The organism is Gemella morbillorum (genome assembly GCF_900476045.1).
Classification (GTDB): domain Bacteria; phylum Bacillota; class Bacilli; order Staphylococcales; family Gemellaceae; genus Gemella; species Gemella morbillorum.
Genome location: NZ_LS483440.1, coordinates 1460502 through 1486560, shown reverse-complemented (window position 1 = coordinate 1486560; position 26059 = coordinate 1460502). Strand labels below are relative to the sequence as shown.

The following is a 26059-nucleotide window of genomic DNA, read 5'->3' as shown; positions in this document are numbered from 1 at the left end:
TAAAAAGCTAATGAGTAAAATCATTAGCTTTTTTTATATATTTTACCATGATGAATATATAAGTGTGATTTAAAACTAATATAAAAAGTTGTAAAAAATAAGTTGATTTGTATTAGTAATTAAGATTTTGGATTCTATATTTGACAAAGACACTAAGTATTTATATAATATGTGAGAAAATAATATGAACTAATATCTGAAAATATAGTGAATGTTATTCTTATAAGTAAGTTACTAGTTCAAAGTTATTAGATAAATTAAGAAAGACGGGGATTAATCATGAAAAAAGGTAGTTTGGTATCAAAATTATTTAATAGATACTTTATTGTGGCGTTGAACGGAATGGCGCTAGGGTTGTTTTGTACACTTATAATAGGACTTATTATAAAGCAAATAGCTATAAATTTAAGTGGAGGTGTAGCAACATTTCTAGTAGCTGTATCTACCATAGCTATGGCGCTTACTGGTCCTGTGATAGGGATAGGTGTAGCATATGCGTTAAAAGCCCCTAGATTAGTGGTCTTGGCATCAGGGGTAGTTGGTTTTCTAGGTGCTTTTGGTTCTAATTTAGGGACAAATAGTCTTATTCAGCAAGGGAAATTAGTTATAAGTGGTTCTGGTGACCCATTAGGTGCGTTTATAGCTGTAGTTGTAGCGGCGGAAATCGGGAGGTTAGTTTCTGGAAAAACTAAGATCGATATAATAGTCACACCGTTTGTGACAATTATTATTGGTGGAATAGTTGGTTATTTCACTGGACCATATTTAAAAAATGGAATGACAATGTTAGGGACGTTTATACGAGAAGCTACAGAATTACAACCATTTATAATGGGTATAGTGGTATCTGTTGTAATGGGTATTATATTAACGCTACCTATAAGTTCTGCTGCGTTATCTATTATCTTGGGATTATCGGGAATAGCAGCGGGTGCGTCTACGGTAGGGTGTGCAGCTCAAATGGTTGGATTTGCAGTAATAAGTTTTAAAGCGAATCGTTGGAATGGACTTCTGGCACAAGGACTAGGTACATCTATGCTACAAGTTCCTAATATAATGAGAAAACCGATTATTTGGATTCCGCCGATAGTTGCAAGTGCTATACTTGGTCCAATAGCGACATTAGTATGTAAAATGGAAAACAATCCAGCAGGCGGTGGAATGGGGACTTCAGGGCTTGTAGGGCAACTTATGACATGGCAGACAATGTCAAGTTACACAAATCATGCAGTGTTGTTAGCAGAAATAGTAATGCTTCATTTTATATTGCCAGCGTTATTATCTTATGCTGTATACTATTACATGGAAAAGAAAAATTATGTTAAACCAGAAGACTATAAATTGAATTTATAATCTCTGCTTAAAATATAACTTTAAACATAGTAAAAAGATAGGTATCACATAGATATCTATCTTTTTTGTTTAATAATAGTTAAAAATATTAAACATATATAGTTAACGAGCAATCTAGGTAAAGTTGGATGTATTGTAGATATAAAAAGAAATTTTTAAACTCCTATATTTATTTTTTATATTTTATATAACAAAATAATGGTAAAATAATTTTTAAAATAAGAGTTCTATGTAACATTAATATAGTAGGGAAAATAGAGGATAACTAAATGTATTATTAGATAACTAAAGTCGTCATTATATAATATTAATAAATAATAAGTTTTACAAAAAAGATCTAAAAAATTAAATTAAAACGATTTCATACAAAGGTATTAGAATTAAGATTTATCAAAGAAGAATCCAATAAACGAAGTTTAATGTGTTAATTTTTGTTTCTAAATTATAAACTTAAATATAAGAATATGAATTGTATTACACTTTTATTTGTTTTTGTTCGTTTTGAAGACAAAATTTCGAAAAAAGACACTAAAAGGCTTTGTTGTAGATGCTAATAGTTTGCTAATTGTTCTATTAAAATATGAAAATAATAAAACAGCTACAGAAAAAATGTTGTGACAGAAAGAAATAAAGCCTTTACAAAATAAAAATTATATGTTAATATGTGGTTGACACATTAAATATACAATAAAAAATTAGGAGGTCAGAATGGCAAGTTTATCACTTAAAAAAATATATAAAAAATATGATAATGGATTTTGCGCCGTAACAGACTTTAATTTAGAAGTAGCAGACAAGGAATTTGTTGTATTTGTTGGTCCATCTGGATGTGGTAAGTCTACAACTCTTAGAATGATTGCAGGACTTGAAGATATTACTGAAGGAGAGTTTTATATTGGAGATAAATTAGTTAATGATGTAGAACCAAAAGATAGAGATATCGCGATGGTATTCCAAAGTTATGCTTTATATCCACATATGACTGTTTTCGATAATATGGCTTTTGCGTTAAAACTTAGAAAAGTTCCTAAAGAAGAAATAAAAGCAAAAGTAGAAGAAGCTGCTAAGATTTTAGGATTAGAGGAATTATTAGATAGAAAACCTAAAGCCTTATCAGGTGGACAAAGACAAAGGGTTGCACTTGGACGCGCAATAGTTAGAAGTCCAAAAGTATTCTTAATGGACGAACCTTTATCAAACTTAGATGCTAAGCTTAGAAGTAACATGAGAGCTGAAATCATCAAAATTCACAATACTTTAGGAGCAACAACAATTTATGTAACGCACGACCAAACAGAGGCGATGACAATGGCGGACAGAATTGTAGTAATGAAACAAGGTATTGTTCAACAAGTAGGAAGTCCAAAAGATATTTATGATCACCCAGAAAACCTTTTTGTTGCAGGATTTATCGGTGCGCCAACAATGAACTTTTTAAGAGGAAAAATTGTTGAGCACAATTTCCAAACGAAAGATGGAGGAACTATAGAAATTCCTGAAGGACATTATGCTAGATTAAAAGAATTAGGATATGAAGGTAAAGAAGTTGTTTTAGGTATTAGACCGGAAAACATCTCTAACGATCCGCTAGTTCTTGAAACATATTCACATGCGAAAATAACTTCAAAAGTTATAGTAGCTGAATTATTAGGGTCTGAGTACATTGTCCACACTGATCTTAATGGTGAAAATGTAAAAGCAATTGTGCATTCAAGACAAAATATCAAAATGGGTGATGAAATTACATTCGCTCTTGATATGAACAGAGCGCACTACTTTGATGCAGAAACTGAATTAAGTATTTTAGAATAATTACAGTTTCAAAAAAATATTTTAACTTAGACGTCAAATTTTATAAAAAACAAAAACTTAAGGAGGACTCAAATTATGAGAAAGATAAACAAACTGTTAGTTGCAGCGACTACGACTGCATTAATTCTTACAGGGTGTGTAGGAGGAAAAAAAGAGGAACAAAAAGCAGATCCTAATAAAAAAGTAGAAATTACTTACTGGGATTTCCCTCAATTTACAAAAGATAAAGAATTTACTAAAACAGAGGATTTTGATGCAGCATTAATCAAAGCATTCGAAGCTAAACATCCTAATATTAAAGTAAATTATCAAAAAATTGAATTTACAGATGGACCTGCTAAGATTGAAACAGCAATTCAATCTAAAACTGCTCCAGACGTAATTTACGATGCTCCAGGACGTGTTATCGCTTGGGCAGCAAAAGATTTATTATTACCTCTAGATGATGTAGATAAATCAAAATTAAACGAAGCAGCAGTTAAAGCTTCAAGTTACAAAGATAAACTTTACATGTACCCACAAGGGGTAGCACCATTCTTAATGGGTGTTAACAAAGATTTAACTGACAAACTTGGAGTAACAAACTTACTACCTTTAGACAAACCAGGTAGAAACTGGACAGTAGAAGAATATGAAAAATTCTTAAAAGCTGTTAAAGCAAAAGATCCAAACGTTACACCAGCTTTATTCTATACTAAATCACAAGCAGGAGACCAAGGACCAAGAGCATTTGTTTCTAACCTTTTCAACTCATGGATGACGGACAAAGAGATTTCTAAATACACTATTAACGATGAAAATGGTGTTAAAGGATTAGAGTGGGTTAAAAAAGCTTACGATGAAGGTCTATTAGGACAAGGTGTTGCATTAGAAGCTAAAGATGCATTAGAAGCGTTTAAATCAGGAAGAGCAGCAACTACAATCTTATTCTCTCCAGGTACAGCAGCATCACACGCTAGTGGATTCAACTACAAATTCTTACCTTTCCCTAACAATAGTGGAAAAGCTCAATATGAATATTTAGTAGCTGGACCAGCTATCTTTGATAACGGAGATGCAGATAAAGCAGCAGCAGCTAAGAAATTCGTTGACTTCATGGTTAATGATAAAGATTGGGGTAAACGTACTCTATTAGCTTCTGGTAACTTTTCAGCTAAGAAGGACGAAAAAGGATTATACGATTCAGAAGAACTTAAATTTGCAGAAGGTTTAACAGATCAATTTGGACCTTACTACAACACAATACCTGGATTTGCTAAAATGAGACCTCTATGGTTCAACATGGTTCAAGGTGTGTTAAATGGAAAAACTACACCTAAAGAAGGTTTAGATAAATTTGTAGCAGATGCAAATAAAACTATAAAAGAAGCATTATAATTTGACGATGAAGGGATAGACTTGCTTCTATCCCTTCTTTATATAAAATAATTGATATATTTGAGGAGGTCCTATGAAAGCTATAAAGAAAAAAAGAAAAATAGACTTCAGCGCATATTTGTTTATACTGCCAGTTAGTTTGTTTTTTATAACATTTGTTTTAGTTCCAATGTTGCGTGGATTACAATTGTCATTATATAGTTTTGCCAAAAAGAACCCAGTGTTCGTTGGCTTAAAACACTATTCAGATTTGCTTTTCAGTGGTAATGGAGCAACAATTCATGAACCATTTATGAAATCTCTTATTAATACGGTTATTGTAACAGTAGTGGCAGTACCAATAGTAGTTGTTGTATCGATTTTTGTTGCAGTAACTATTTATAATAAGAGTGCGGTTGTAAGATCGTTCTTCCGTGGAGTATTCTATATTCCTGCTATTTCATCAGTAGTATCAGTAACAGTTGTATGGGCATGGATTTATCACCCAGAATATGGTATTTTAAACTATGTGTTTAAATCTATGCATTTGATTAGTGAAAATGTTGACTGGTTAGGTAACCCTAAAACTGCATTATATGCGATTATAACGATACTTATTACAACATCATTAGGTCAACCAATAATTCTATATGTTGCAGCGCTTGGTAACGTTCCAAAAGAACTATTAGAAGCATCAGAAATTGATGGTGCAACTAAGTGGCAAGTATTTACAAAAATAACTTGGCCTTTAATTAAGCCTACAACATTATATATTGTTGTTGTGACAACAATTAACTCATTCCAGATCTTTGCGTTAATCCAGCTTTTAACAGCAGGAGGACCAAACTATGGAACAAGTACAATCATGTATTTAGTATATGAAGCAGCTATTAAGAATGGTAACCATGGTGTTGCAAGTGCGATGGGTATTATACTTGCAGTTATTATAGGTATAATCTCTATCCTACAATTCAAATTCTTATCTAGCGAAGATGATTAGGAGGAAGAAGCATGAAAAATATTAGTATTTTTAAAATCGTATCTATGATTATATTATTAGGTTTAACGATATTCTTTATCTTCCCGTTTTATTGGATAGCTACAGGATCGTTTAAACTACAAGATGTGGCGATTACTATTCCGCCAGAATGGTGGCCAACATCTCCAACATTAGAAAACTATGGAAAATTATTCACACCAAATACACTAAGATGGTTCTTTAACTCAGTATTTATCTCAGTTATGACAACACTTTTAGTGTGTATAACATCTGCATTAGCAGGGTATGCGTTAGCTAAAAAACAATTCCCAGGGGTGAAAGTAATATTTATGGTATTTGTTGCAGCTATGGCATTACCAAAACAAGTTATTTTAATTCCTTTATTAAACTTAATTACTGAATTTGGTTTAATGAATACTTACTATGCATTAATATTACCAGCAGTAGGATGGCCTTTTGGGGTATTCTTAATGAGACAGTTCTCTCAAGCTATTCCTCGTGAATTACTTGAATCTGCAAGAATTGATGGTTGTGGTGAAGTTAGAACATTTACAAATATTGCATTACCTATTATTAAACCAGGTATAGGGGCATTAGCGATTTTCACATTTATCGCTAGCTGGAACGATTACTTCTCTCAACTTATTTTCTCTAATACACCTGATATGTCAACATTACCACTAGGTCTTGCAGCTTTAGCTCAAGGTCAAGAGTTCTCAAATGACTATGGTTTATTAATGGCAGGGGCATCACTTGCATCTCTACCAATGATAATTGTGTTTATTTGTTTCCAAAATTACTTTACTCAAGGGGTTACTTTGGGAGCCGTGAAAGGATAAGATTATGGATAAAAAAGAATTATATGAATATCTGCGTGGAGAGCTTATAGTTTCTTGTCAAGCATTACCAGGAGAGCCTCTTTATCGTGAAGAAGGTGGAGTAATGTGCCTTATGGCCCAGGCAGCAAAAAATGCTGGGGTAAAAGCTATTCGAGCTCAAGGCATTGTAGATATAAAACAAATAAAAGAACAAACGAATTTACCAGTTATTGGAATAATTAAAAAATCTTATCCAGGGTATGCAACATATATAACAGCTACTATGGATGAAGTAGATAAACTTGTAGAAGCAGGTTCTGATATCATAGCGCTTGATTGTACAAATAGAGAGCGTGGAGATGGAAAAACACCAAGCGAGTTTGTTAAAGAGATAAAAGAAAAATATCCAAACATAGTTCTTATGGCGGATATCTCAAATCTAGAAGAAGCTATTGAAGCAGAAAAAGCAGGGGTAGATTTTGTTGGGACTACAATGAATGGCTACACACCATATACTACAGTATCAAAAAAATTTGATCCTAGTTTAGTAAAAGAAATAGTGAAAAATGTAAAAATACCAGTTATAGCTGAAGGAAAAATTCATGAACCAAAAGAAGCAAAAGCTGCGTTAGAAGCTGGTGCTCATTGCATGGTAGTAGGTGGAGCTATAACAAGGCCCCAAGAAATCACCTCAAGATTTTTAGCGGAGCTTAAATAATGTATATTTTGTATCTACTTGCATATTGGTATACATATAGTAAATGGTATATATTAGGATCATGGTTTATAACGCATATTCTGAATATTGCTTTTAAAAAATTGTGGTTATCTCCACTTTTAATAAATGCTGTGGCCTTAATAGTATTAGCTTTAGGTATATATTTCAAAATGATACAAGGTAAAGAAGTTGGGGCATCGGTTTTAAACGTATATATGCCGGTGGTATTTGCTAGTATTGTAATGAATATAATAGTATATCTATATAGAAGGATAAAACAAAAAATAAAAAGTAGGTAAAGATTAAAACAAGGTACTTATATAACATTTGTTATATAAGTACCTTGTTATTATATAAATAAAATAAAAGTCCTAAAACATATAGTAATAGGACTTTTATTTATACTCTTATTATCGAATTTCTTTGATACGAGCAGCTTTACCACGTAAGTTACGTAGGTAGTATAATTTAGCACGTCTAACTTTACCTTTACGTACAACTTCAATTCTTTCAACTTTTGGAGTGTGAACAGGGAATGTTCTTTCAACCCCAACACCGTTTGAAATTTTACGTACAGTATAAGTAGCAGAGATTCCTCCACCACGACGTTTGATAACTACTCCTTCGAATTGTTGGATACGCTCACGTCCACCTTCAACGATACGAACGTGTACTCTTACTGTATCCCCAGCTTTAAATTCAGGAATGTCTGTTCTTAATTGCGATTTAGTGATCGCTTCAATGATTTTGCTCATTTTTCTTTCTCCTTTTTTTACAAAATGCTCATTACTAATACTTGATTAACAGAGGAACATCGTAATTTAATGTTTTCACATCTTCTCAATTATAACATTTTTTATATCAAATAGCAATAGAAATTATATTATTTTTCTTATAAAAGTGCAGTTTCCCAAGTTTCTTCTTTGAAACCTAATAATAAGATATCATTTTCAAAGTCAAAAGCAAGCGGGCGTTTTATTAACATACCATTATTATGTAATAATTCTAATGCTTCATCAAGTGATAAAGTATCCAGTTTATTTTTAAGATCCAGTTCTTTATATACCAATCCACTTGTATTAAATAGTTTTTTTAGTGGTAAATCAAAAGTCTCAATTATCTTTTTAAAAGTATCAACTGTTGGTGTAGCTTCTTTTACATTAAAGTATGTAGCTTCTATGTTGTGAGTAGTTAATAATTTTTTAGCTTTTTTACATGTTGAGCATGTAGGGTATTCATAAATATAAAGCACAATACAAGCCTCCTTTCAAGTTTTTTTAGTAAATTTAAATTATAGGTCTTTGTTATTATAATACTATTAAATATTCATGTAAAGAAATCTGTTTAAGATGAATTTTTAAATGTTTTTCCTCGGTTTAAAAGCATCTGTCAAGAGGATTAACAGGCTATTATGATATAATATAATAAAGACACAAAGGAGTAAGAGGTATGAGAAAGATAATAGTTAGTGATTTAGTAAAGGAATATGGAGCATCTGATAATAAAGTCATGGCTAATGACAGACTCAGTTTTGAAATAGAAGAAGGTGAGTTTGTCGTTATCCTTGGTCCTAGCGGAGCAGGGAAGAGTACCTTATTAAACATACTAGGTGGAATGGACAGTGCTACTTCTGGAAGTGTGAATGTCTTTGGTAAAGAAATAGTTGGACTTGATGAAAAAGATTTGACTGAATACCGTCGACAAGATATTGGCTTTGTGTTTCAATTTTATAATTTAATACCTAATCTTAGTGTTTTAGAAAATGTAGAATTAGCTAATCAAATAGTAAAAAAATCTAAAGATGCATTAGAGATTTTAAAATTAGTTGGTTTAGAAAACAGGGTTAATAATTTTCCAAGCCAAATTTCTGGAGGAGAGCAACAACGTGTAGCGATAGCGCGTGCGATTGCTAAAAATCCTAAAATATTACTTTGTGATGAGCCTACTGGAGCTTTGGATTATAAAACAGGGAAGAATATTTTAAAAATTTTAAAAGAATATTGCAAAAACGAGAAAAAAACCGTTATAGTAATTACTCATAATAGTTCAATAGCGCAAACAGCGGATAAAGTAATAGAAATTTATGATGCAAAAGTAAAGAGTGTTTTTGTTAATCAAATACCGAAAAATATAGATGAAATTGAGTGGTAGAAGTTATGAGAGCATTAAATAAAGATATAATACGAGAAATTTCAAAAACAAAATCTAAATTTGTATCAATTATGATTATAATGTTTTTAGGTGTTTTTGTTTTTATAGGGCTTAAAGAAACAACACCAGCGATGGTAAATACCTATAATAAGACATTAGAACAACATAATATATATGATTTAAGGGTAACTAATAACTTTGGAATCAATAATGGTGATATTGAAGAAATAAGAAAATTAGAAAATATAGATAAACTAGAAACATATAACAAAAAAAATTATAAGCTAGAAAATAGTACTAATAGTATTGATATAGAGACTCTACCAAAAGAATTAGCTACACCGAAGGTAATTAAGGGGAAATTACCTACAACTAATAATGAGATAGCCGTAGTAGATTCATTGGAAAAAACTTATAAAATTGGCGATACTATAAACTTAGTAGATGATAAAAGCGAAGAAAAAAAATTAAAGAATTATTCATATAAAGTTGTAGGGTATGTCCATGGTGCAGATCATACTGAAGTATCAAGTAATAATCCTACAAATAATAGTTATTTTGGCTATATAAATAGAGAAAATTTTCAATTTGATAATGAAACAGGAGTTAATATAAAGCTAAAAGGTATATCATATAAATATAGCGATAGAAAATATATAGAAGAAGTTAATAAGAGTCGCGATCAACTTATAGATATATTAAAGGAAAGAAAACTAGTTGATGAAAAAAATTATAAGTCTAACACATCTCAAAAAATTAAAGAGAGCGAAGAAAGATTAGCTTCTATAGAAAAGGAATTAGCCTCTAATTTGGAGAGATTAGAACTGTTAAAAAACGTTGATATCCAAAGATATGCTGAACAAAGTTCAAAATTGAATGAAGCGAAAAAACAATTACAAGATAATAAAAAAAAATTGGAAGTTTCTAAAAGGGCATTTGAGGAAACTAATTATCCTAGGTTTAATGTTGAAAATATTAGAGGATTGGTTCATTATGCAGAGTTTATTGATTCAGCAGGAAGTTTATCATTCTTGGCGAATGTCTTTTCAATATTTTTATTTTCAGTATCTGTTTTAGTATCATTGACAACCCTAACTAGAATGGTAGATGAAAATAGAACCAGTATAGGAACATTGAAAGCATTAGGATATTCTAATAGAGATATTTTTAAAAAATATTATATTTACGGCGGAGTGTCAACTGTAATAGGAACAATTCTAGGGATTATTGCAGGGTATTTAGTTATTGTTCCAATAATATATAATTCATATTCGAGATTTTTTACACTGAAAGAACCGTATATAGTTTATAATTTACACATCATAGCCTTAGCATTTTTAATATCTATTTTGTGTATATTATTGGCGGTGTTTATCCCACTTCGGAAAAATCTTAAAGAAAGAAGTGCTTATTTATTACGTCCTAAAGCACCTAGTAGTGGAAGTAGAATATTTTTAGAAAATGTAAGTTTTATTTGGAAGAGGTTATCATTTTTAAGGAAAGTAACCTTTAGAAATATTTTTCGTTATAAAGTTCGTATGTTTATGACTATATTTGGGGTTATGGGGTGTCTGACATTAATGTTTATTGGATTTGCTATTCGTTTTGGTGTTATAGATATTTCTAATGAACAATTTAAAATAATTAATAAAATTGATGTTTTAGCGACGTATAACCCTTATGCAGAAAAAGAAGACATCGATAAGATTTCTAAAGAAATAGGAAGCAATTCTAATGTAGAAAACTTTACGAAGGTCAATGTTCAAAAAGCTACAGTAGAAAAAAATAATGAGGTATTAGATACAGCTCAATTAGTAACCTTAGATAGAAATAATTATAAAGATTATATAACGTTAATGGATAATAGAAGTAATATAGAATTACCTAAAGATTCCATTGTAATAAATGAAAAATTAGCCTATTTATATAATTTATCAGTAGGTGATAATTTCAAAGTTATTATAAATGAAAAAGAATATACATTAAAGATAGGAGCCATTAATAAAAATTATTTTGGGAATATCTTATATATGGATAGAGAATACTTTTCTAAAGTATTTGATAAAACATACTCTGACAATAGTTTTATAATAAAAATGAATAATTCAGATGAAGTAGAAAAAATGGCGAGTAAACTTCAAGATAATCCCTATGTAGTGAATGTGAGTGATAATTCAAAAATCCAAGAAAATCTTGATAATTTTATTAGTGGATTAGATATAATAGTTGTTGTTATGGTCTTATGTTCATTAGCCCTTGCGCTTGTGGTGCTTTATAATTTAATAAATGTTAATGTTTCAGAACGTCAAAGAGAATTATCAACAATTAAAGTTCTTGGTTTTTATCCGCGTGAAGTAACAATTTACGTATTTAGGGAGATATTTTATTTGAGCATAATAGGTATTGTTATTGGTAATTATATAGCGTACAGACTATACTTGAAAATAATATTAGAATTAGCAAGTAGAACTATGATGTTTAGTAGTAGGGTGCCTATTGCAGTATATGCATTATCAACTGGAGTAACATTAGTAATAATAATATTTGTTATGGCTATAATGCATAGAAGATTAAAAAAAGTAAATATGGTAGAATCGCTAAAAGCGATAGAATAGAGGTATATAGTATGGAAATAAGAATTACAGAAAAAGCACAGCAATTTTTAAAAGCACAAAATAAAAAACAAATAATTTGTATCTATTACGAGCAATTTTGCTGAGGTGGTAGAGTAAATAGAACTGTTGAGGTTTCAACAATAGAAAACTTTATTAGAGATACTTATATGAAATATGAGGTTGATGATTTTGAGGTATACATAGATCCTAGGTTGAATTTTGAAAGAGACGAGATAATTATCGATTTAGAGAATTTCTTCTTTTTAAAACGACTAACACAAAAAGGATTATCTATATAAATTAAGAATAAAAGAATTCGAAGAAATAATTATGATTTCTTCGAATTCTTTTTGAATTTATTAGTTTTCAGAAGCTTTAAGTTCTTCTTCTTTTTTATGCTTATCATTATAAACCCTTTGCATAATACCGATAACGATAGATAATGCAAATAAGCACATTAGTCCGATAAATAAGTTACGGACACCACCAGATAATGTTCCGCCTACATAAGAGTAAACGATTGTTGCTGGAAGTTGACCGATCCCTGTTGCAATAAAGAATCTCCAGAATCCCATGTTAGTAAGACCTGCAGCATAACTTACAAAGTCGAATGATACGAATGGTAATAGACGACATATAAGGATAGCTTTATCACCATAACGTTCGAAGAATACGTCTATACTTGCCATAGCTCCTTTACTTGTTAATCTTTCAACAACGTCACGACCAAGTCCTCTCGCAATGTAGAAACATACAGCAGCTCCAACCATAGCTGATGACCAAGAAAGAATAGCTCCAATAACCCAGCCGAAGATTGCAGCATTAGATAAAGTAATTAAGAATGCTGGAATAGGTGCGGCAACAGATTGTAGAACCATAAGGATACTAGAAACAACAGCAGCCCAAGCTCCCCAACCTCGTAAATATTCAATAACTGCATTAGTATCAAATTGTGATAAAGTAGCGAATGCTGTATTAATACCTTGTTTGAAACTTGGAACAGTAAAGTAAACTAAGAAGAAAATAGCAAAAGCAGCAATAGTGATATAACGAGCTGTTTTGCGTTGAGCTTTTTCTTTTTTCAGTTCTTCTGGGTTTACTTCACGAAGGTCACTAAGTTTAACTTCTTTTTCTTTTAAAGCTTTTCTTTCTTCTTTAGTGTAAACTTTTTGGTATTTAGGAAGAGTCATAATAATGTAAATATTGATTAAGTTGACAATTGCTAAACCAATTAAGAAAGGAACTTTTATCTGACTCAAGCTACCAGCGTGTAGTACTTCACGCGCTATATAAAGTAAGGTGGTAGTTTTCCCAGTAATAAGAGCAGCCCCAATAATAATACCTTCTATAATAAAGAATGTGTATTTGCGATTAATACGTTTGAAATATAATCCGGTCATAATTCCATAAACTGTCCAAACAAATATAACAAGAGTTTGGTCGGCTAACATTTCAAATTGAACAAAGAAGAACAATAGAAATGCGAAGAAGTATCCAATTGCGATACCGACACTTGTAAAATAAAATAATAATCTTAAACGTTTCATTAAATCTCTCCTAAGCTTTATTTATACAATAGCCAGAGTATTGATTCAACTCTGACTATTGTTAGGTGTCTATTTTTTTATACTGTAAATAGTTGCGATATATGCTCCATCTTCAGGAAGAACATTGTCAATACCAGTGAATTTAACTTCTTTTCTAGTTTCTACCGCTCCATAAGTATAAGCATCATTAGAGATAATACCTACTGGACAGCTATCTAAACAAGATAAGCAACCAGTGTTTTTTTCTTTAGCCATAGCTAAGTTTCCACCGAAACGGAAGTTGATTTGTTTACCGTTGCTATCTTTTACTACTTCATTTATATCATAGTTTCTTCCAGCACCTTTCCAAGTTACTTCAACTTTTATAGGTGTACCTTCAACGTGAGTAGTAGTAGCATTATTCATAGTCATGTTTTCCCCTGGTTTAGCACCGATTTCGATAAGAGCATTGTAGAAATCTTCAGGTTTAACATATGCAGTGAAAACAGATTTAGCACCATTTGTTCCACTTTGTTCTACAGAGTTGTGGCGAGTAGGTTCATTAAAATATTTACCATTAACTTTAGTAAGAACTGTAACAGTTCCGGCTTCTTTATCAACTTTTAATGGTTTATCTAGTGATACCCCTGCTACAAAGTCAGCTGGTTCATTTGAAGATGATTTGCTACCGCATCCTGCTGCTGTAAAAACTAATCCTGCAGCTATAAAAACTGATAATAATTTTTTAAGTTTCATAATAAAAAGCTCCTCCAAAAATAATAATTTTTATATTTGTATTATAACATTTTAATAAGTTTGTAACAATAAAATATGGGAAAATAACAAGTTTATAGCATACTAAGTTAGAATAAAGAGAAAAGCCAACAATAAATATTTTCTTATAACTATTTGCAGGAAAAGTGATGTATTTATTAAGTTTATTAAAAAAAGATATTAAGTAGAACTTAAATAAAATTATATAAAAATTATATTTAGAAATATAAAAAATAAAATTGACTTTCTAGAAATTAACTGAGAATAAATATCAATTAAAATAAAACTAAAATTTGAGGAAAAGTGTTGTGAATATTAGCGTTTTAAAGTGTATTATGATATAATATTTCAGTTATGGTGAAAAATGAAAAATAAAGAAAGGAGATAGAGTGTGTTAATTCAGCTAAACAATGTAACAAAGAACTTCGTAGTTAATGAAGTTTTTTCTAATGTTAAAATGGAAATCAATGATAAAGATAGAGTTGCTATTGTAGGGCGTAATGGAGCAGGGAAGAGTACATTGCTAAAAATTATTTCTGGTGAAATTGATTTTGATAATGGAGAAAGAACTGTTTCAAAAGATACAACAATAGGTTATTTATCACAAGAATTTATAGTAAGAGAAGATTTATCTATATATGAAGAAATGATAACTTGTTTTAATGAGATTATAGAACTTGAAAAAGAGTTAGAGAAAATATCGCATGAATTAACTTCAGAAAATATAGAAAACAACCCAGGGTTATTAGATAAATATGATAGATTGCAAAATCAAGTTTTAACACATAAAGATTATCATTATAAAAGTAAAATAGATAGTGTTTTGTATGGATTAGATTTTGATAAAGAAGTTTTTGATAAAAAAATAAGTACTTTTTCTGGTGGAGAAAAAACCAGGTTATCAATGGCGAAACTTCTTTTAAGTGAACCAGATTTATTAATATTAGACGAACCGACTAACCATCTTGATATGGAAAATGTTGCATGGTTAGAAAATTATTTATCATCTTACAATGGAGCGATAGTTATAGTTAGTCATGATAGATATTTTATTGATAAGGTGGTCAATGTTGTTTATAATTTAGAATTTGGTAAATTGAAGAAGTATGTAGGAAATTACTCTAATTTCTTACGCCAATATGAAGAAGATTACGAAAAGAATTTAAAAGAATATGTTAGCCAGCAAAAAGATATAAAACGTCTTGAAGAGTTCGTTCAAAAGAATATAGCTAGAGCTTCTACTAGTAAGATGGCAAAAAGTCGCCAAAAAGTCTTGGATAAGATGGAGATTATCGATAATCCTAGAAAAGATGATAAAGCAGCTAATATAGAATTTAGAATTAAAGAACAGAGCGGACGGGATGTACTAATAATTAACGATTTACAGGTTGGTTACGAGGAACAAGTAGGTCAAAAATATAATTTTTCAGTCTATAAAGGAGACAGACTAGCCATTGTAGGAAAAAATGGTATAGGAAAATCTACCTTGATTAAGACTATTGCAAAAAAACAAAAAAAACTTGGTGGAAACATTCAATATGGAAGCAAAGTATCATTAGGTTACTATGATCAAAAACAAGCAGAATTCGAATCATCAAAGACTATTTTAAATGAGCTTTGGGATGAGTATCCTCTTATGAAAGAAGCGGAAGTAAGAACAGTACTAGGGCGCTTCTTATTTAGAGGTGACGATGTTCTTAAAATCGTAAGAGATTTATCAGGTGGTGAAAAAGCTAGATTGGAACTTGCAAAACTAATGCTAGAAAAAAATAACTTATTAATACTAGATGAGCCGACTAACCATCTTGATATAACTAGTAAACAAGTTTTAGAAGAAGCGCTTGAAAACTACGAAGGAACTATTCTTTTTGTCAGCCACGATAGATACTTTATTAATAAAATAGCTAATAAAGTTTTTGATATCACAGAAGAGGGATATAATATATACTTAGGAAATTACGATTACTACTTGGAAAAGCGCGAGCAGGAAAAAATCGCTAAGAGATTAAAAGAAGAAAAAATTGCTGAAGCAGTTGTTAAAGAAGTAAATGATTATGTTCTGAGTAAAGAAGAAAAACGCCGTATAAGGAAGTTAGAGAGAACTCGCGATGAACTTATTGTGCAAATTGACGAATTAGAGAGTAAGATTAAAATAGTTAACGAAGAGTTAATGAAAGAAGAGGTCTATACTGATGCGGTTAAAACGCAGGAATGGAATGGAAAGTTAAAAAAATTAACTTCGGAACTAGAGGAAAAGAATAATTCGTGGCTAGAAATAGAGGAAGAATTAGAAAGTATACAATAAAATATGGAAATAAAAATAACAACATATGTAGATAATGAAAAAGCACTTGAAGAAAAGTATGTAGGAGAATATATAGTAGCAAATACTTATGAAAAAATACAATATATTGACAAAAATAAGAAAAAAATAAAAATTTTTATTGACAAAATGAAAGAAAGTGTTAGTATAGAGAAAGACAATTCAAAAATGTCTATAGAATATAGTCGTAAAAGTAGTGACTATACAACGGTTTATGGCATTATGAAATTAGATACTCAGCTCGTAAAAATAAATAAACTGGCAAGAAATAATCTAGTTATGCATGAGATTATTTATAATATATTTTTTGATCAAGAAAAACAACAAAATAAATTGAAAATATTAGTGAAAAATAGTGGTAATTAAGTAAGGAGGTTACTTTAGTGAAAAACAAAATAGTAGAATTGCTACAAAATTCCTTGAAAACATTGGAAATAGATGGAGTTGATATCTATGTAGAAACACCTAAAAATACTGATAATGGTGATTTTTCTTCTAATGTTGCAATGCAATTAACGAGGGTATTGAGAAAAAATCCACGAGTTATTGCCGAGGAAATAATAGCAAATATTCCTGCAGATGATGCGGTAGAGAAGGTAGAAATTGCAGGACCAGGATTTATTAACTTTTATGTAAAAAAATCAAGTTTAGGAAGTATAATTCAGAAAATTCTAGCAGATGATTGTAAATATGGAGAAAATAATACAGGGCAAGGTAAGAAAGTTCTTTTAGAGTATGTATCTGCTAATCCAACAGGAACTCTTCATGTAGGGCATGCTCGAAATGCCGCATATTCAGATTCATTAGCTAGAATTATGAAAAAATCAGGATATGATATTTCACGTGAATATTATATAAATGACGCAGGAAACCAAATTAATAACTTAGTAATTTCAGCGATAGTTCGTTACAAACAAGCTTTAGGATTAGAAGCGGAAATGCCAGAAGATGCATATCATGGAGAAGATATAAAATTACTAGGACAAAAATTAAAAGATGAATTTTCAGATTCATTACTAGAAAGAGAAGATTTAGAGAGTTTTATTCGTGACTATGCGGTTGCGTATGAAATGGATAATATTAAAAAAGATTTAGGTGATTTTGGTCTAGAGTATGATGTTTATTTTAGTGAAAAATCACTATATGAAGATGGCTTAGTAGATAAAGCTATGGCTTCTTTACGTGAACAAGGATTTGTTTATGAAAAGGATGGAGCTCTTTGGTTAGAGACAACAGCACTAGGAACAGGTGATGATAAAGACCGTGTTCTTATTAAAGCTGATGGTACACTTACATACTTAACAAGTGACATTGCTTACCACAAAAATAAACTAGATCGTGGGTTTGATTTATTAATAGATGTACTTGGAGCTGATCATCATGGTTATATCGCTCGTCTTAAAGCGAGTATTGTTGCGATGGGGTATAAAGCTGATCAGTTAGAAGTTCTTATTATGCAAATGGTGCAACTTTTAAATAATGGTGAAGTAGTTAAGATGAGTAAGAGAACAGGTAAGGCTATTACTCTTCGTGACCTAATTGATGAAGTAGGAGCAGATGCAGCTAGATATTTCTTGGTAATGAGAAGTGCAGATAGTCACTTAGACTTTGATTTTGCTGTGGCTAAGGAACAATCAAGTGATAATCCACTATATTATGTTCAATATGCTCATGCGCGTATTTGTTCAATTTTACGCCAGGCAGCAGAACAAGAAAATTATAATTTAGATAAGTGTGATTATGAGTTGTTAACAGATGAATATTCAGTAGAATTACTAAAAACATTGGCCTATTATCCAGAAATAGTGGCGCAAGCGGCAACTAATTATGAGCCGCACAGAATATGCAACTATTTGCAGAATTTAGCGAGTGCATTCCATAAGTTCTACAATAACAATAAAGTTATAACAGAGAATGCAGAACAAACACAAAGTTATTTAGCGTTAATAACAGCTGTAAAAATAACTTTAAGAAATGCTTTGGAATTAATCGGGGTTTCAGCTCCGGAAAAAATGTAGATATATTTTGATGAAGGGAATTATTTTATAGATGGTAAAATTAAATGAATTAAGCACAGAACAAGTAAAGGCGATGTCATTAGTTGACTTATGCTATGCATATATGGTAGAAGAAAATATTGAAAAATTAAATATTTATGATTTTTTAGATTATATTAAGCCTCTAAGAGGTGTTGATGAAGAAGAATTTTCATCACAAGCAGCGTATTTTTATACAGATTTAAACTTAGATGGACGTTTTATATGTGTAGAAGATGGAAGTTGGAAACTTCGCGACAGTTTATTTGTAGAAGATATTAAAACTTTTGTTGAGCCAAGTGTTCAAAAATTTGAAATTGATGATGAAGAGTTAGAAGAATTAGGAGAAGATGAACAAGAAGATGTTCATGATGAAGTTGATGCTCTTGTAGAAGAGGAAGATATGGAAGAAAATGAAGATGTTTATGATTTTGATAATGATGGAATAGTATCGAAATATAATATCACGAGTGAAGATGAAGAATTTTAAAATTATAAAAGCCCTTAGGGGTTTTTTATAATTTTAAAAGTTAGAAATAGAATCTAAAGTAATTCTTATAAGAAATAAATTATTATAGACAAACAAGCTGGAGACTTATAAAATTTAAAAGTGAAATTATTTTGAAATTAAAAGTCTTTTCAGTTGCTTATACTTGTAATATAGGTTATAATTATTAAAATCAATAAAAGATATAGTAATAATTGTAATACAGATTTTAAGTTTTTTAAGTGAACGACAGTAAGACCCATTTATTTTATTTATTATCTTTGCCAGCAAGAATACGATTGATTATTGATAATAAATTAAAATAAAAGGAGATTGTAACTTATGAAACAAGGTACAGTAAAATGGTTTAACGAAGAAAAAGGATTTGGATTTATCGCAGTAGAAGGTGAAAAAGATGTATTTGTTCACTTCTCTAGTATTCAAAAAGATGGTTTTAAAACTTTAAAAGAAGGCGATAAAGTAGAATTTGAAGTTGAAGATGGTGCACGTGGACCACAAGCAGCTAACGTAGTTGTACTTTAATTTTAGTAGTTATAATAATGAGAAACCCTATTAATTAAATAGGGTTTCTTTTTATAATTTAAAAAGATGTTAAATAGAAATAAAATTGCTAAGTATTTTCATTAGATAGGATTAATATAAAATAAATAGTAAAATATATGTAGAAAGATTATTTTTATTGATTAAGATATTTTGAAACAGATTGATTTTAAAATAGAGATAGTATATAATGAAAGCGTAAACATAATAAAAAATTTAAGGAGGATAATAGTATGGAAAAAACGGGGAAAATGAAACATCCTAAGGGACTTCATCTGGTAAATATCACTACTGTTATGCAAAATTTATATGCTTATGGAATTATAGGATTCCTAATTTTGTTCTTCACAACAGGAACAGCAGAAGGTGGATTAGGTCTTGAAAAAGGATTTGCCGTGACCCTATATGGATATTATGGTGCAGCGGGGTATATGATGGCCCTTCTTGGAGGATGGCTAGCAGATAAATATCTAGGTCTTCAAAAATCTATTATATTAGGAACATTATTCAGCTGCTTTGGTTACATAGCTTTATATTTCTCAACTGGTGCATTATGGACAGTTATTGCCAGCTTAGCATTATTACTTGTTGCAGCGGGGATTGGTAAAGGAAATATTAGTGCTATGGTTGGTGCGCTTTATGAACGTGACCAAGTAACCATGAAGGATGCAGCATATAGTATTTATTATATGGCAATTAATATTGGTAGCTTATTTGGTCCAATTATTTTTGGTTTAGTTACAGATAGTTGGTTTGCAAAAGTAGCTAATGATGGGAAAATCATTTCTTATGGATATCGTGTTGGATTCTTAGTAGCAGCGGCTATTGCATTCTTACAATTTGTAGTATTTGCATTTTTTGCACCTACTTGGATAAAAGATAAAGGTAAATATCCAACAGCAAGTAAAACGGCTAAAAAATCTGTTAACCACCCACTAACTCAAATTGATAAAGATAGAATGAAAGCTATGGCTGTTATGTTCGTATTCTCTACTTTATTCTGGTCAGCTTGGTTCCAAACGCAAACATCATTTGCTATTCTTACTCAAAAAGCAGTAGATAGAACAATTTTCGGATGGACAATTCCAACTCCATGGTTAGTATCATTCAACGGATTGCTATGTGTTATATTAGCTCCAACATTTGGTGCTCTATGGGTAAAACTTAGTAAAACAAAACGTGGTGACTGGGATACAGGTACTAAAATGGGTCTAGGAATGATTATTTCTGGTTTGGCTTTTGTAGTTATGATTTTTGGGTTAAACACAATAAATGGTAATGTGGAAAGTGGATTGAAAATTAATATACTTTATATTTTACTTACTTACGTATTATTAACAGTAGGAGAATTATTCCTATCTCCAATCGGAATGGCGATGTTTAATAAACTTGCTCCAGCTAAATACGCATCATTAGCAATGGGTATTTGGTACCTAACATTCTCATTAGCAAATATTATTTCAGGATATCTTGCAAAACTAACAGTTAGATTAAATTACACACAAGTATTCACATACATCGGTGGAGTTGTAATAGTTTTAGGAGTGATATTAATCTTGCTTAAAGGTTACTTGAATAAATTCATGCATATAGATAAATTAGAAGAAGAAGCTAAAGCTATTGCGGAAGCTGAAAGAGAATAATAAAGTATTAGTATCTTATAAAAATATGAGAGTTAATCTTTAGTTGTTATTCTAGTATATATATAGAAAAATTTAAGGGTGAGCTGTATGTTGATATAGCTCACTCTATTTGAGTAAAATAATTTTATACCTTATAATATAAGTTATTAATGATAAAGGAGAACTTTAAAATGGAAATTAAAAAAATAAATACAGAAAAAGCTCCTAAGGCTATAGGACCATATGTTCAAGCTAATAAAGTGGGAGAACTTATTTTTTGTTCTGGACAACTAGGAATTAATCCTGAAACTGGAAAATTAGTAGATGGTGGTGTGTTAGAAGAAGCTAAACAAGTATTTAAAAATATTCAAGCTATATTAGAAGAAGCGGGAAGTTCAATGAATCATGTTGTAAAAACATTAGTTTTACTAAAAGATATTGCAGATTTTGCAGAAGTTAATAAAGTATACGCTGAACAATTCAATGATGTATTACCTGCAAGATCAGCTTTCCAGGTTGCAGCTTTACCATTAAACGGTAATATAGAAATAGAAGTAATTGCTGTAGAAAAATAAAAAACAATGGTTAGCAGTTTGCTAACCATTGTTTTTTGCATTGTATCTTGCGATAGCTTCATCTATTTGCTCATTAGTGAAATTTGCGATATCACCTTTTAATTCGTTTTCTATAATATTTCTACTCGTACTACCCTCTTGAGTAAATCTAATAGTATTATATGTTTCAGGTACTTGTTGACCTACGATGCGTGGATGGATTTGAGTATTAGGTTTTGAAGAGGTTTTTTTATTACTAGATGCTTCTTTATTTTTTGTGTTCGTATTTTTCTTTTTGCCATCGCGAGTATGTGCAGCTTTATTTTTGTTATTTAAGTCAAGTAAAGTATCACGAATATTACTATAATCAAAATGATATTTGTTGACAATTTTTTCTATTTGTTCATCTAAATTATTCGCTGTTTCATCTAATTCTTCAATTTCATTTTTAGCTTTATTATAGTTTTCTATATTAGTATTAAAATATGCAATGGCTTTGTCAAAAACTTTATTGGTATCTAATTTTTTTGCTTCCTCAAGTAAGTCTTTGGCAAAATCTATATCAGTATTTTTAAGTTGATTATCAATATTTTTCAAATTGCTTGCAATTTCTACTTCTTGATCGATATATTTTAAAGTTTCTTTTGCTTTTTCTGTAGTAAGAGATTCTAACCCTTTTAATCCAGTCGTAAAATCATGATTATCATTTATTAATGCCAAATACTTAGAGTGTTCCTCTTTAAAGTTTTTACTCCCGGAATTAATATAGAAATATGTTCCGCCCACTAGTAAAAATATTGATAAAATCGGGATTAGAATAGAAATAAATTTTTTCAATAATATTGAGGCTCCTTTCTGTTGTCTATATACCCCTTATTTTATACTGTTTAAGAAGAAAAATCAAGATAGAGTGTTTCTCTGTTTAAAATTCTTGAAATCGAATAGTCAAAATCTATAGTAATATCTTGACAATGTGGTAAGTTTGGTATAATATATTTAAATATACTGTGACAATTTATAAAGTAAAAAGAATGTTATTTCATGTTTTTATGAAAGAGAGTCTAATCCTTGGGCTGGAAGATTGGATATGAATGATTGAAGTAAGAAACACTTTTTATAAAATTGAAGAAGATTTTAATGAGATATCAGTATTCTGATATAAATTAGGGTGGCACCACGAAGTTAGCAATCGTCCCATGTAGTCAAATGACTATGAGGGGCGATTTTTATATTAGAGTACGTTAATAGAACAAGTAATTAAGTAATGAGAGGAGCTTTAATATGGTAATATCGATGCCTAGAGGAACTCAAGATATTTTGCCTGAGGAAAGTAGAAAATGGCAATATATTGAAGAAAAATTAAGAAAAATAAGTAGTGATTTTTGTTATGAAGAAATAAGAACGCCAATGTTTGAGTCTACTGAACTTTTTAGTAGAGGTGTTGGGGATACAACAGATATAGTCCAAAAAGAAATGTATACTTTTATGGATAAAAGTGATCGATCTTTAACTTTGAGACCAGAAGGAACTGCAGGGACAGTCCGCTCTTATATAGAAAATAAACTTTTTGCACAAACAATTCAACCGCAAAAATTATACTACATAGGACCAATGTTTAGATATGAAAGAAAACAAAAAGGGCGTTACCGTCAATTTGTTCAATATGGAGTTGAAGTTATAGGGGATGAAAGTCCAAAAATTGATGCGGAGGTTATTAGTTTAGCTTATAACATATATAAAATGTTTGGAATTGAAAATATTAAAGTGAGTATTAATTCACTTGGGAATCCAGAAGAACGTAGGGCATATAATGAGGCATTAATTAAGCATTTTGAACCTAGAATTCATGAATTTGATGAAGACTGTAATAATCGACTTTATAAAAATCCAATGAGAATATTGGATTGTAAAGTAGATGCTAATCATGAACTTGTAAAAACAGCGCCTAGGTTATTAGAGTATTTAGGAGAAGAATCAAAAGCTTATTTTGCAGAAGTACTTAGACATCTAGATGCGCTAGGTGTTAAGTACGAAATAGATCATAATTTAGTTCGTGGACTGGATTACTATACGCATACAGCATTTGAGATTATGATAGATAACCCAGAAGTAGAGTTGAAAACTCTTTGTGGTGGTGGCCGTTATAATGGCTTAGTTAAATTATTGGATGGTCCAGAAGATAAAAAAGGTATCGGATTTGCTTTAAGTATAGAAAGATTATTGCTTGCGTTAGAGAGTGAGAACATCACACTTCCTATCGATGATACAATTGACTTATTTGTTGTATCAATGGGAGAAAAAGCTGGTGATGCAGCGGTAAAACTTACGAATGATTTGCGCTTAGCAGGATACAAAGCTCAAAATGATTATTTCGATAAGAAAATGAAAGCGCAGATGAAGATTGCTGATCGTTACAAAGCGAAACTTTCTATAATAATAGGAGAAAGTGAATTAGAAAATGATGAATATGTTGTAAAAGATATGGAATCATTTAATCAAAAAACTGTGAAAAGAGAAAATATTATAAAATATTTAGAAGAAAAGCTGAGAGGAGAAAAGTAATGAGTGCATACGGAAGAACAGAATATGCAGGACGTATTGATGAAAAATATGTTGGGAAGAAAGTAGTAGTAAAAGGTTGGGTAAGTAAGCGTCGGGACCTAGGTAATTTAATTTTTATAGATGTAAGAGATAGAATGGGTGTAGTGCAATGTGTCTTTTCTGGTGAAAAAAATAATGAATTACATGAACTTGCTTCTACACTAAGAAATGAATTTGTTATTTCTATTGAAGGAGAAGTTGTATTAAGAAATGAAAACACAGTAAATGATAAAATTGCAACTGGTAAAGTAGAAATTATTGCTGATAAATTAGAAATATTATCAAAAGCAAAAACTCTACCATTCGTATTAGATGATGCTTCATTATCTAGTGAAGAGTTACGTCTAAAATATCGTTACTTAGATTTAAGAAGAACGGAACTTGCTGAAGTATTACACTTACGTTCAAAAATTACTAAAGCAACAAGAGACTATTTAGATAATAATATGTTTGTTGATGTCGAAACACCTATTTTAACAAAATCTACTCCTGAGGGAGCGCGTGATTATCTTGTTCCAAGTAGGGTTCATCCAGGTGAGTTTTACGCTTTACCACAGTCACCACAATTATTTAAGCAATTATTAATGGTAGCAGGATTTGACAGATACTATCAAGTTGCTCGTTGTTTCCGTGATGAAGATTTACGTGCTGATAGACAACCAGACTTTACTCAAATTGATATGGAAATGAGTTTTATGTCGCAAGAAGAAATTCTTACTATGATTGAAGGCCTTATTGCACATGTTATGAAAGAAGTAAAAGGAATTGATGTCGTAACGCCATTCCCAAGATTAGATTACGAAGAAGCAATGGAAAGATTTGGTAGTGATAAACCAGATACTCGTTTTGGAATGGAATTAAAAGATGTTAGTGATTTAGTTAAAAACTTAGACTTCAAAGTATTCTCTAATGCAGTTGAGCAAGGTGGAGCTGTTAAGTGTATCGTAGCAAAAGGATGTGCGGAGCAGTATTCAAGAAAAGATATAGATGCATTAGGTAAATATGTAGCTAACTATGGCGCTAAAGGATTAGCTTGGGTGAAAGTAACAGAAGAAGGATTAAATGGAGCGATTGCAAAATTTTTCACAGATGAAGTTGCTCAAGAATTAGTAGTGCGTGTTGATGCAGAAGTAGGAGATATTATTCTATTTGCAGCTGATAGCAAAAAAGTATGTTACGCATCTTTAGGGGCATTACGTCAAAAACTTGCAGCTGATTTAGACTTAATTGATAAAGATAAATACAATTATCTATGGGTTGTGAATTGGCCTTTATTAGAATATGATGAAGAACGTGGGAAATACAGTGCAGCTCACCATCCATTCACAATGCCAAAAATAGAAGATGTAGAGTTATTAGGAACTGCTCCAGAAAAAGCTTATGCCCAAGCATATGATATAGTCTTAAATGGCTATGAACTTGGGGGAGGAAGTATCCGTATTTACGATAAAGACGTTCAATCATCAATGTTCAAAGCGTTAGGATTTAGTGAAGAAGAAGCGAAATCTCAATTTGGTTTCTTATTAGATGCCTTTGAATATGGAGTTCCACCACATGGAGGGTGTGCATTAGGGTTAGATAGATTTGTAATGTTACTTGCAGGCCGTGATAATTTACGAGATACTATTGCGTTCCCTAAAACAGCAGCAGCTGCAGATCCAATGACTCAAGCTCCATCACCAGTAGACTTAGAACAATTATTAGAGCTTAACATTGCGTTATTAAGAAAATAATAAATTTAAGACAAGGGAG

The 26059-nt window shown here is 30.8% G+C and carries 24 protein-coding genes; 19 read left to right on the top strand and 5 right to left on the bottom strand.

All coding sequences use genetic code 11. The features are described from left to right. Positions 1-279: 279 nt before the first annotated feature. From DQN46_RS07145 to DQN46_RS07115, 7 genes are all read left to right on the top strand, one after another. Positions 280-1353, top strand: coding sequence for a PTS sugar transporter subunit IIC (locus DQN46_RS07145; RefSeq protein ID WP_111743524.1), 1074 nt, complete (start codon positions 280-282; stop codon positions 1351-1353). A gap of 708 nt (positions 1354-2061) precedes the next feature. Continuing rightward, positions 2062-3165, top strand: coding sequence for an ABC transporter ATP-binding protein (locus tag DQN46_RS07140; protein WP_004633410.1), 1104 nt, complete (start codon positions 2062-2064; stop codon positions 3163-3165). Positions 3166-3240: 75 nt separating this feature from the next. Beyond that, positions 3241-4542, top strand: coding sequence for an ABC transporter substrate-binding protein (locus DQN46_RS07135; protein ID WP_111743523.1), 1302 nt, complete (start codon positions 3241-3243; stop codon positions 4540-4542). A 73-nt stretch (positions 4543-4615) separates the two neighbouring features. Further along, complete coding sequence (locus DQN46_RS07130; protein WP_004633405.1) at positions 4616-5521, top strand: carbohydrate ABC transporter permease; 906 nt, start codon at positions 4616-4618, stop codon at positions 5519-5521. 11 nt (positions 5522-5532) lie between these two features. Then, positions 5533-6360: a carbohydrate ABC transporter permease gene (locus DQN46_RS07125; protein ID WP_004633403.1), complete on the top strand. Its 828-nt coding sequence runs from the start codon at positions 5533-5535 to the stop codon at positions 6358-6360. Between the two features lie 4 nt (positions 6361-6364). Further along, the gene (locus DQN46_RS07120; protein ID WP_004633401.1) at positions 6365-7057 is read left to right on the top strand and encodes an N-acetylmannosamine-6-phosphate 2-epimerase; all 693 of its coding nucleotides are present in this window, start codon (positions 6365-6367) and stop codon (positions 7055-7057) included. Next, on the top strand, positions 7057-7356 hold the full coding sequence (locus DQN46_RS07115) for a hypothetical protein (protein ID WP_111743522.1): 300 nt from the start codon (positions 7057-7059) through the stop codon (positions 7354-7356). Before DQN46_RS07120 ends, DQN46_RS07115 begins: the two co-directional genes overlap by 1 nt. A 111-nt stretch (positions 7357-7467) precedes the next feature. Here DQN46_RS07115 and rplS read toward each other — a convergent pair whose 3' ends face one another. Together rplS and DQN46_RS07105 are read right to left on the bottom strand one after the other, a co-directional pair. Next, positions 7468-7812, bottom strand: coding sequence for a 50S ribosomal protein L19 (rplS, locus tag DQN46_RS07110; RefSeq protein WP_004633397.1), 345 nt, complete (start codon positions 7810-7812; stop codon positions 7468-7470). Between the two features lie 137 nt (positions 7813-7949). Continuing rightward, positions 7950-8309, bottom strand: a complete 360-nt coding sequence (locus DQN46_RS07105; RefSeq protein ID WP_004633395.1) for a Spx/MgsR family RNA polymerase-binding regulatory protein — start codon at positions 8307-8309, stop codon at positions 7950-7952. Between the two features lie 197 nt (positions 8310-8506). Between DQN46_RS07105 and DQN46_RS07100 the strand changes: the two genes are divergently transcribed. The 3 genes from DQN46_RS07100 to DQN46_RS08850 all read left to right on the top strand — a co-directional run bounded on the left by DQN46_RS07100 (position 8507) and on the right by DQN46_RS08850 (position 12122). After that, positions 8507-9208 carry an ABC transporter ATP-binding protein gene (locus tag DQN46_RS07100; protein ID WP_004633394.1) on the top strand — a complete coding sequence of 234 codons (702 nt, stop codon included), beginning with the start codon at positions 8507-8509 and terminating at the stop codon, positions 9206-9208. Between the two features lie 5 nt (positions 9209-9213). Continuing rightward, complete coding sequence (locus tag DQN46_RS07095) at positions 9214-11823, top strand: ABC transporter permease (RefSeq protein WP_111743745.1); 2610 nt, start codon at positions 9214-9216, stop codon at positions 11821-11823. A 167-nt stretch (positions 11824-11990) separates the two neighbouring features. Further along, the gene (locus DQN46_RS08850) at positions 11991-12122 is read left to right on the top strand and encodes a hypothetical protein (RefSeq protein ID WP_263433187.1); all 132 of its coding nucleotides are present in this window, start codon (positions 11991-11993) and stop codon (positions 12120-12122) included. Between the two features lie 60 nt (positions 12123-12182). Here the strand turns inward: DQN46_RS08850 and DQN46_RS07090 are convergent, their stop codons facing one another. Then, entirely contained in the window at positions 12183-13370 is a 1188-nt protein-coding gene (locus tag DQN46_RS07090) for a TVP38/TMEM64 family protein (protein ID WP_004633389.1), read from the bottom strand. Positions 13371-13439: 69 nt separating this feature from the next. Next, positions 13440-14105, bottom strand: a complete 666-nt coding sequence (locus DQN46_RS07085; RefSeq protein ID WP_111743521.1) for a YdjY domain-containing protein — start codon at positions 14103-14105, stop codon at positions 13440-13442. A gap of 409 nt (positions 14106-14514) precedes the next feature. On the opposite strand from DQN46_RS07085, the gene DQN46_RS07080 reads away from it, so the two are divergent. The 7 genes from DQN46_RS07080 to DQN46_RS07050 all read left to right on the top strand — a co-directional run bounded on the left by DQN46_RS07080 (position 14515) and on the right by DQN46_RS07050 (position 21727). Continuing rightward, a complete protein-coding gene (locus DQN46_RS07080; RefSeq protein ID WP_111743520.1) occupies positions 14515-16428 on the top strand; it encodes an ABC-F family ATP-binding cassette domain-containing protein in 1914 nt (637 codons plus the stop codon). A gap of 3 nt (positions 16429-16431) precedes the next feature. Then, positions 16432-16812 carry a hypothetical protein gene (locus DQN46_RS07075; RefSeq protein WP_111743519.1) on the top strand — a complete coding sequence of 127 codons (381 nt, stop codon included), beginning with the start codon at positions 16432-16434 and terminating at the stop codon, positions 16810-16812. A 17-nt stretch (positions 16813-16829) separates the two neighbouring features. Then, the gene (gene argS / locus DQN46_RS07070; protein ID WP_111743518.1) at positions 16830-18464 is read left to right on the top strand and encodes an arginine--tRNA ligase; all 1635 of its coding nucleotides are present in this window, start codon (positions 16830-16832) and stop codon (positions 18462-18464) included. 31 nt (positions 18465-18495) lie between these two features. Further along, complete coding sequence (rpoE, locus tag DQN46_RS07065; RefSeq protein WP_111743517.1) at positions 18496-18972, top strand: DNA-directed RNA polymerase subunit delta; 477 nt, start codon at positions 18496-18498, stop codon at positions 18970-18972. Positions 18973-19311: 339 nt separating this feature from the next. After that, positions 19312-19512, top strand: a complete 201-nt coding sequence (locus DQN46_RS07060) for a cold-shock protein (protein ID WP_004633377.1) — start codon at positions 19312-19314, stop codon at positions 19510-19512. 251 nt (positions 19513-19763) lie between these two features. Continuing rightward, positions 19764-21173, top strand: a complete 1410-nt coding sequence (locus DQN46_RS07055; protein WP_111743516.1) for a peptide MFS transporter — start codon at positions 19764-19766, stop codon at positions 21171-21173. A gap of 170 nt (positions 21174-21343) precedes the next feature. After that, on the top strand, positions 21344-21727 hold the full coding sequence (locus tag DQN46_RS07050; RefSeq protein WP_111743515.1) for a RidA family protein: 384 nt from the start codon (positions 21344-21346) through the stop codon (positions 21725-21727). A gap of 21 nt (positions 21728-21748) precedes the next feature. Here DQN46_RS07050 and DQN46_RS07045 read toward each other — a convergent pair whose 3' ends face one another. Then, positions 21749-22543: a hypothetical protein gene (locus DQN46_RS07045; RefSeq protein WP_111743514.1), complete on the bottom strand. Its 795-nt coding sequence runs from the start codon at positions 22541-22543 to the stop codon at positions 21749-21751. Between the two features lie 444 nt (positions 22544-22987). Here DQN46_RS07045 and hisS point away from each other — a divergent pair, with 444 nt between their 5' ends. Together hisS and aspS are read left to right on the top strand one after the other, a co-directional pair. Next, positions 22988-24268 (top strand): histidine--tRNA ligase, encoded by a 1281-nt coding sequence (gene hisS / locus DQN46_RS07040; RefSeq protein ID WP_111743513.1) that lies wholly within the window; start codon positions 22988-22990, stop codon positions 24266-24268. Further along, positions 24268-26040: an aspartate--tRNA ligase gene (gene aspS / locus DQN46_RS07035; RefSeq protein WP_111743512.1), complete on the top strand. Its 1773-nt coding sequence runs from the start codon at positions 24268-24270 to the stop codon at positions 26038-26040. Before hisS ends, aspS begins: the two co-directional genes overlap by 1 nt. The last annotated feature ends 19 nt before the right edge of the window (positions 26041-26059 follow it).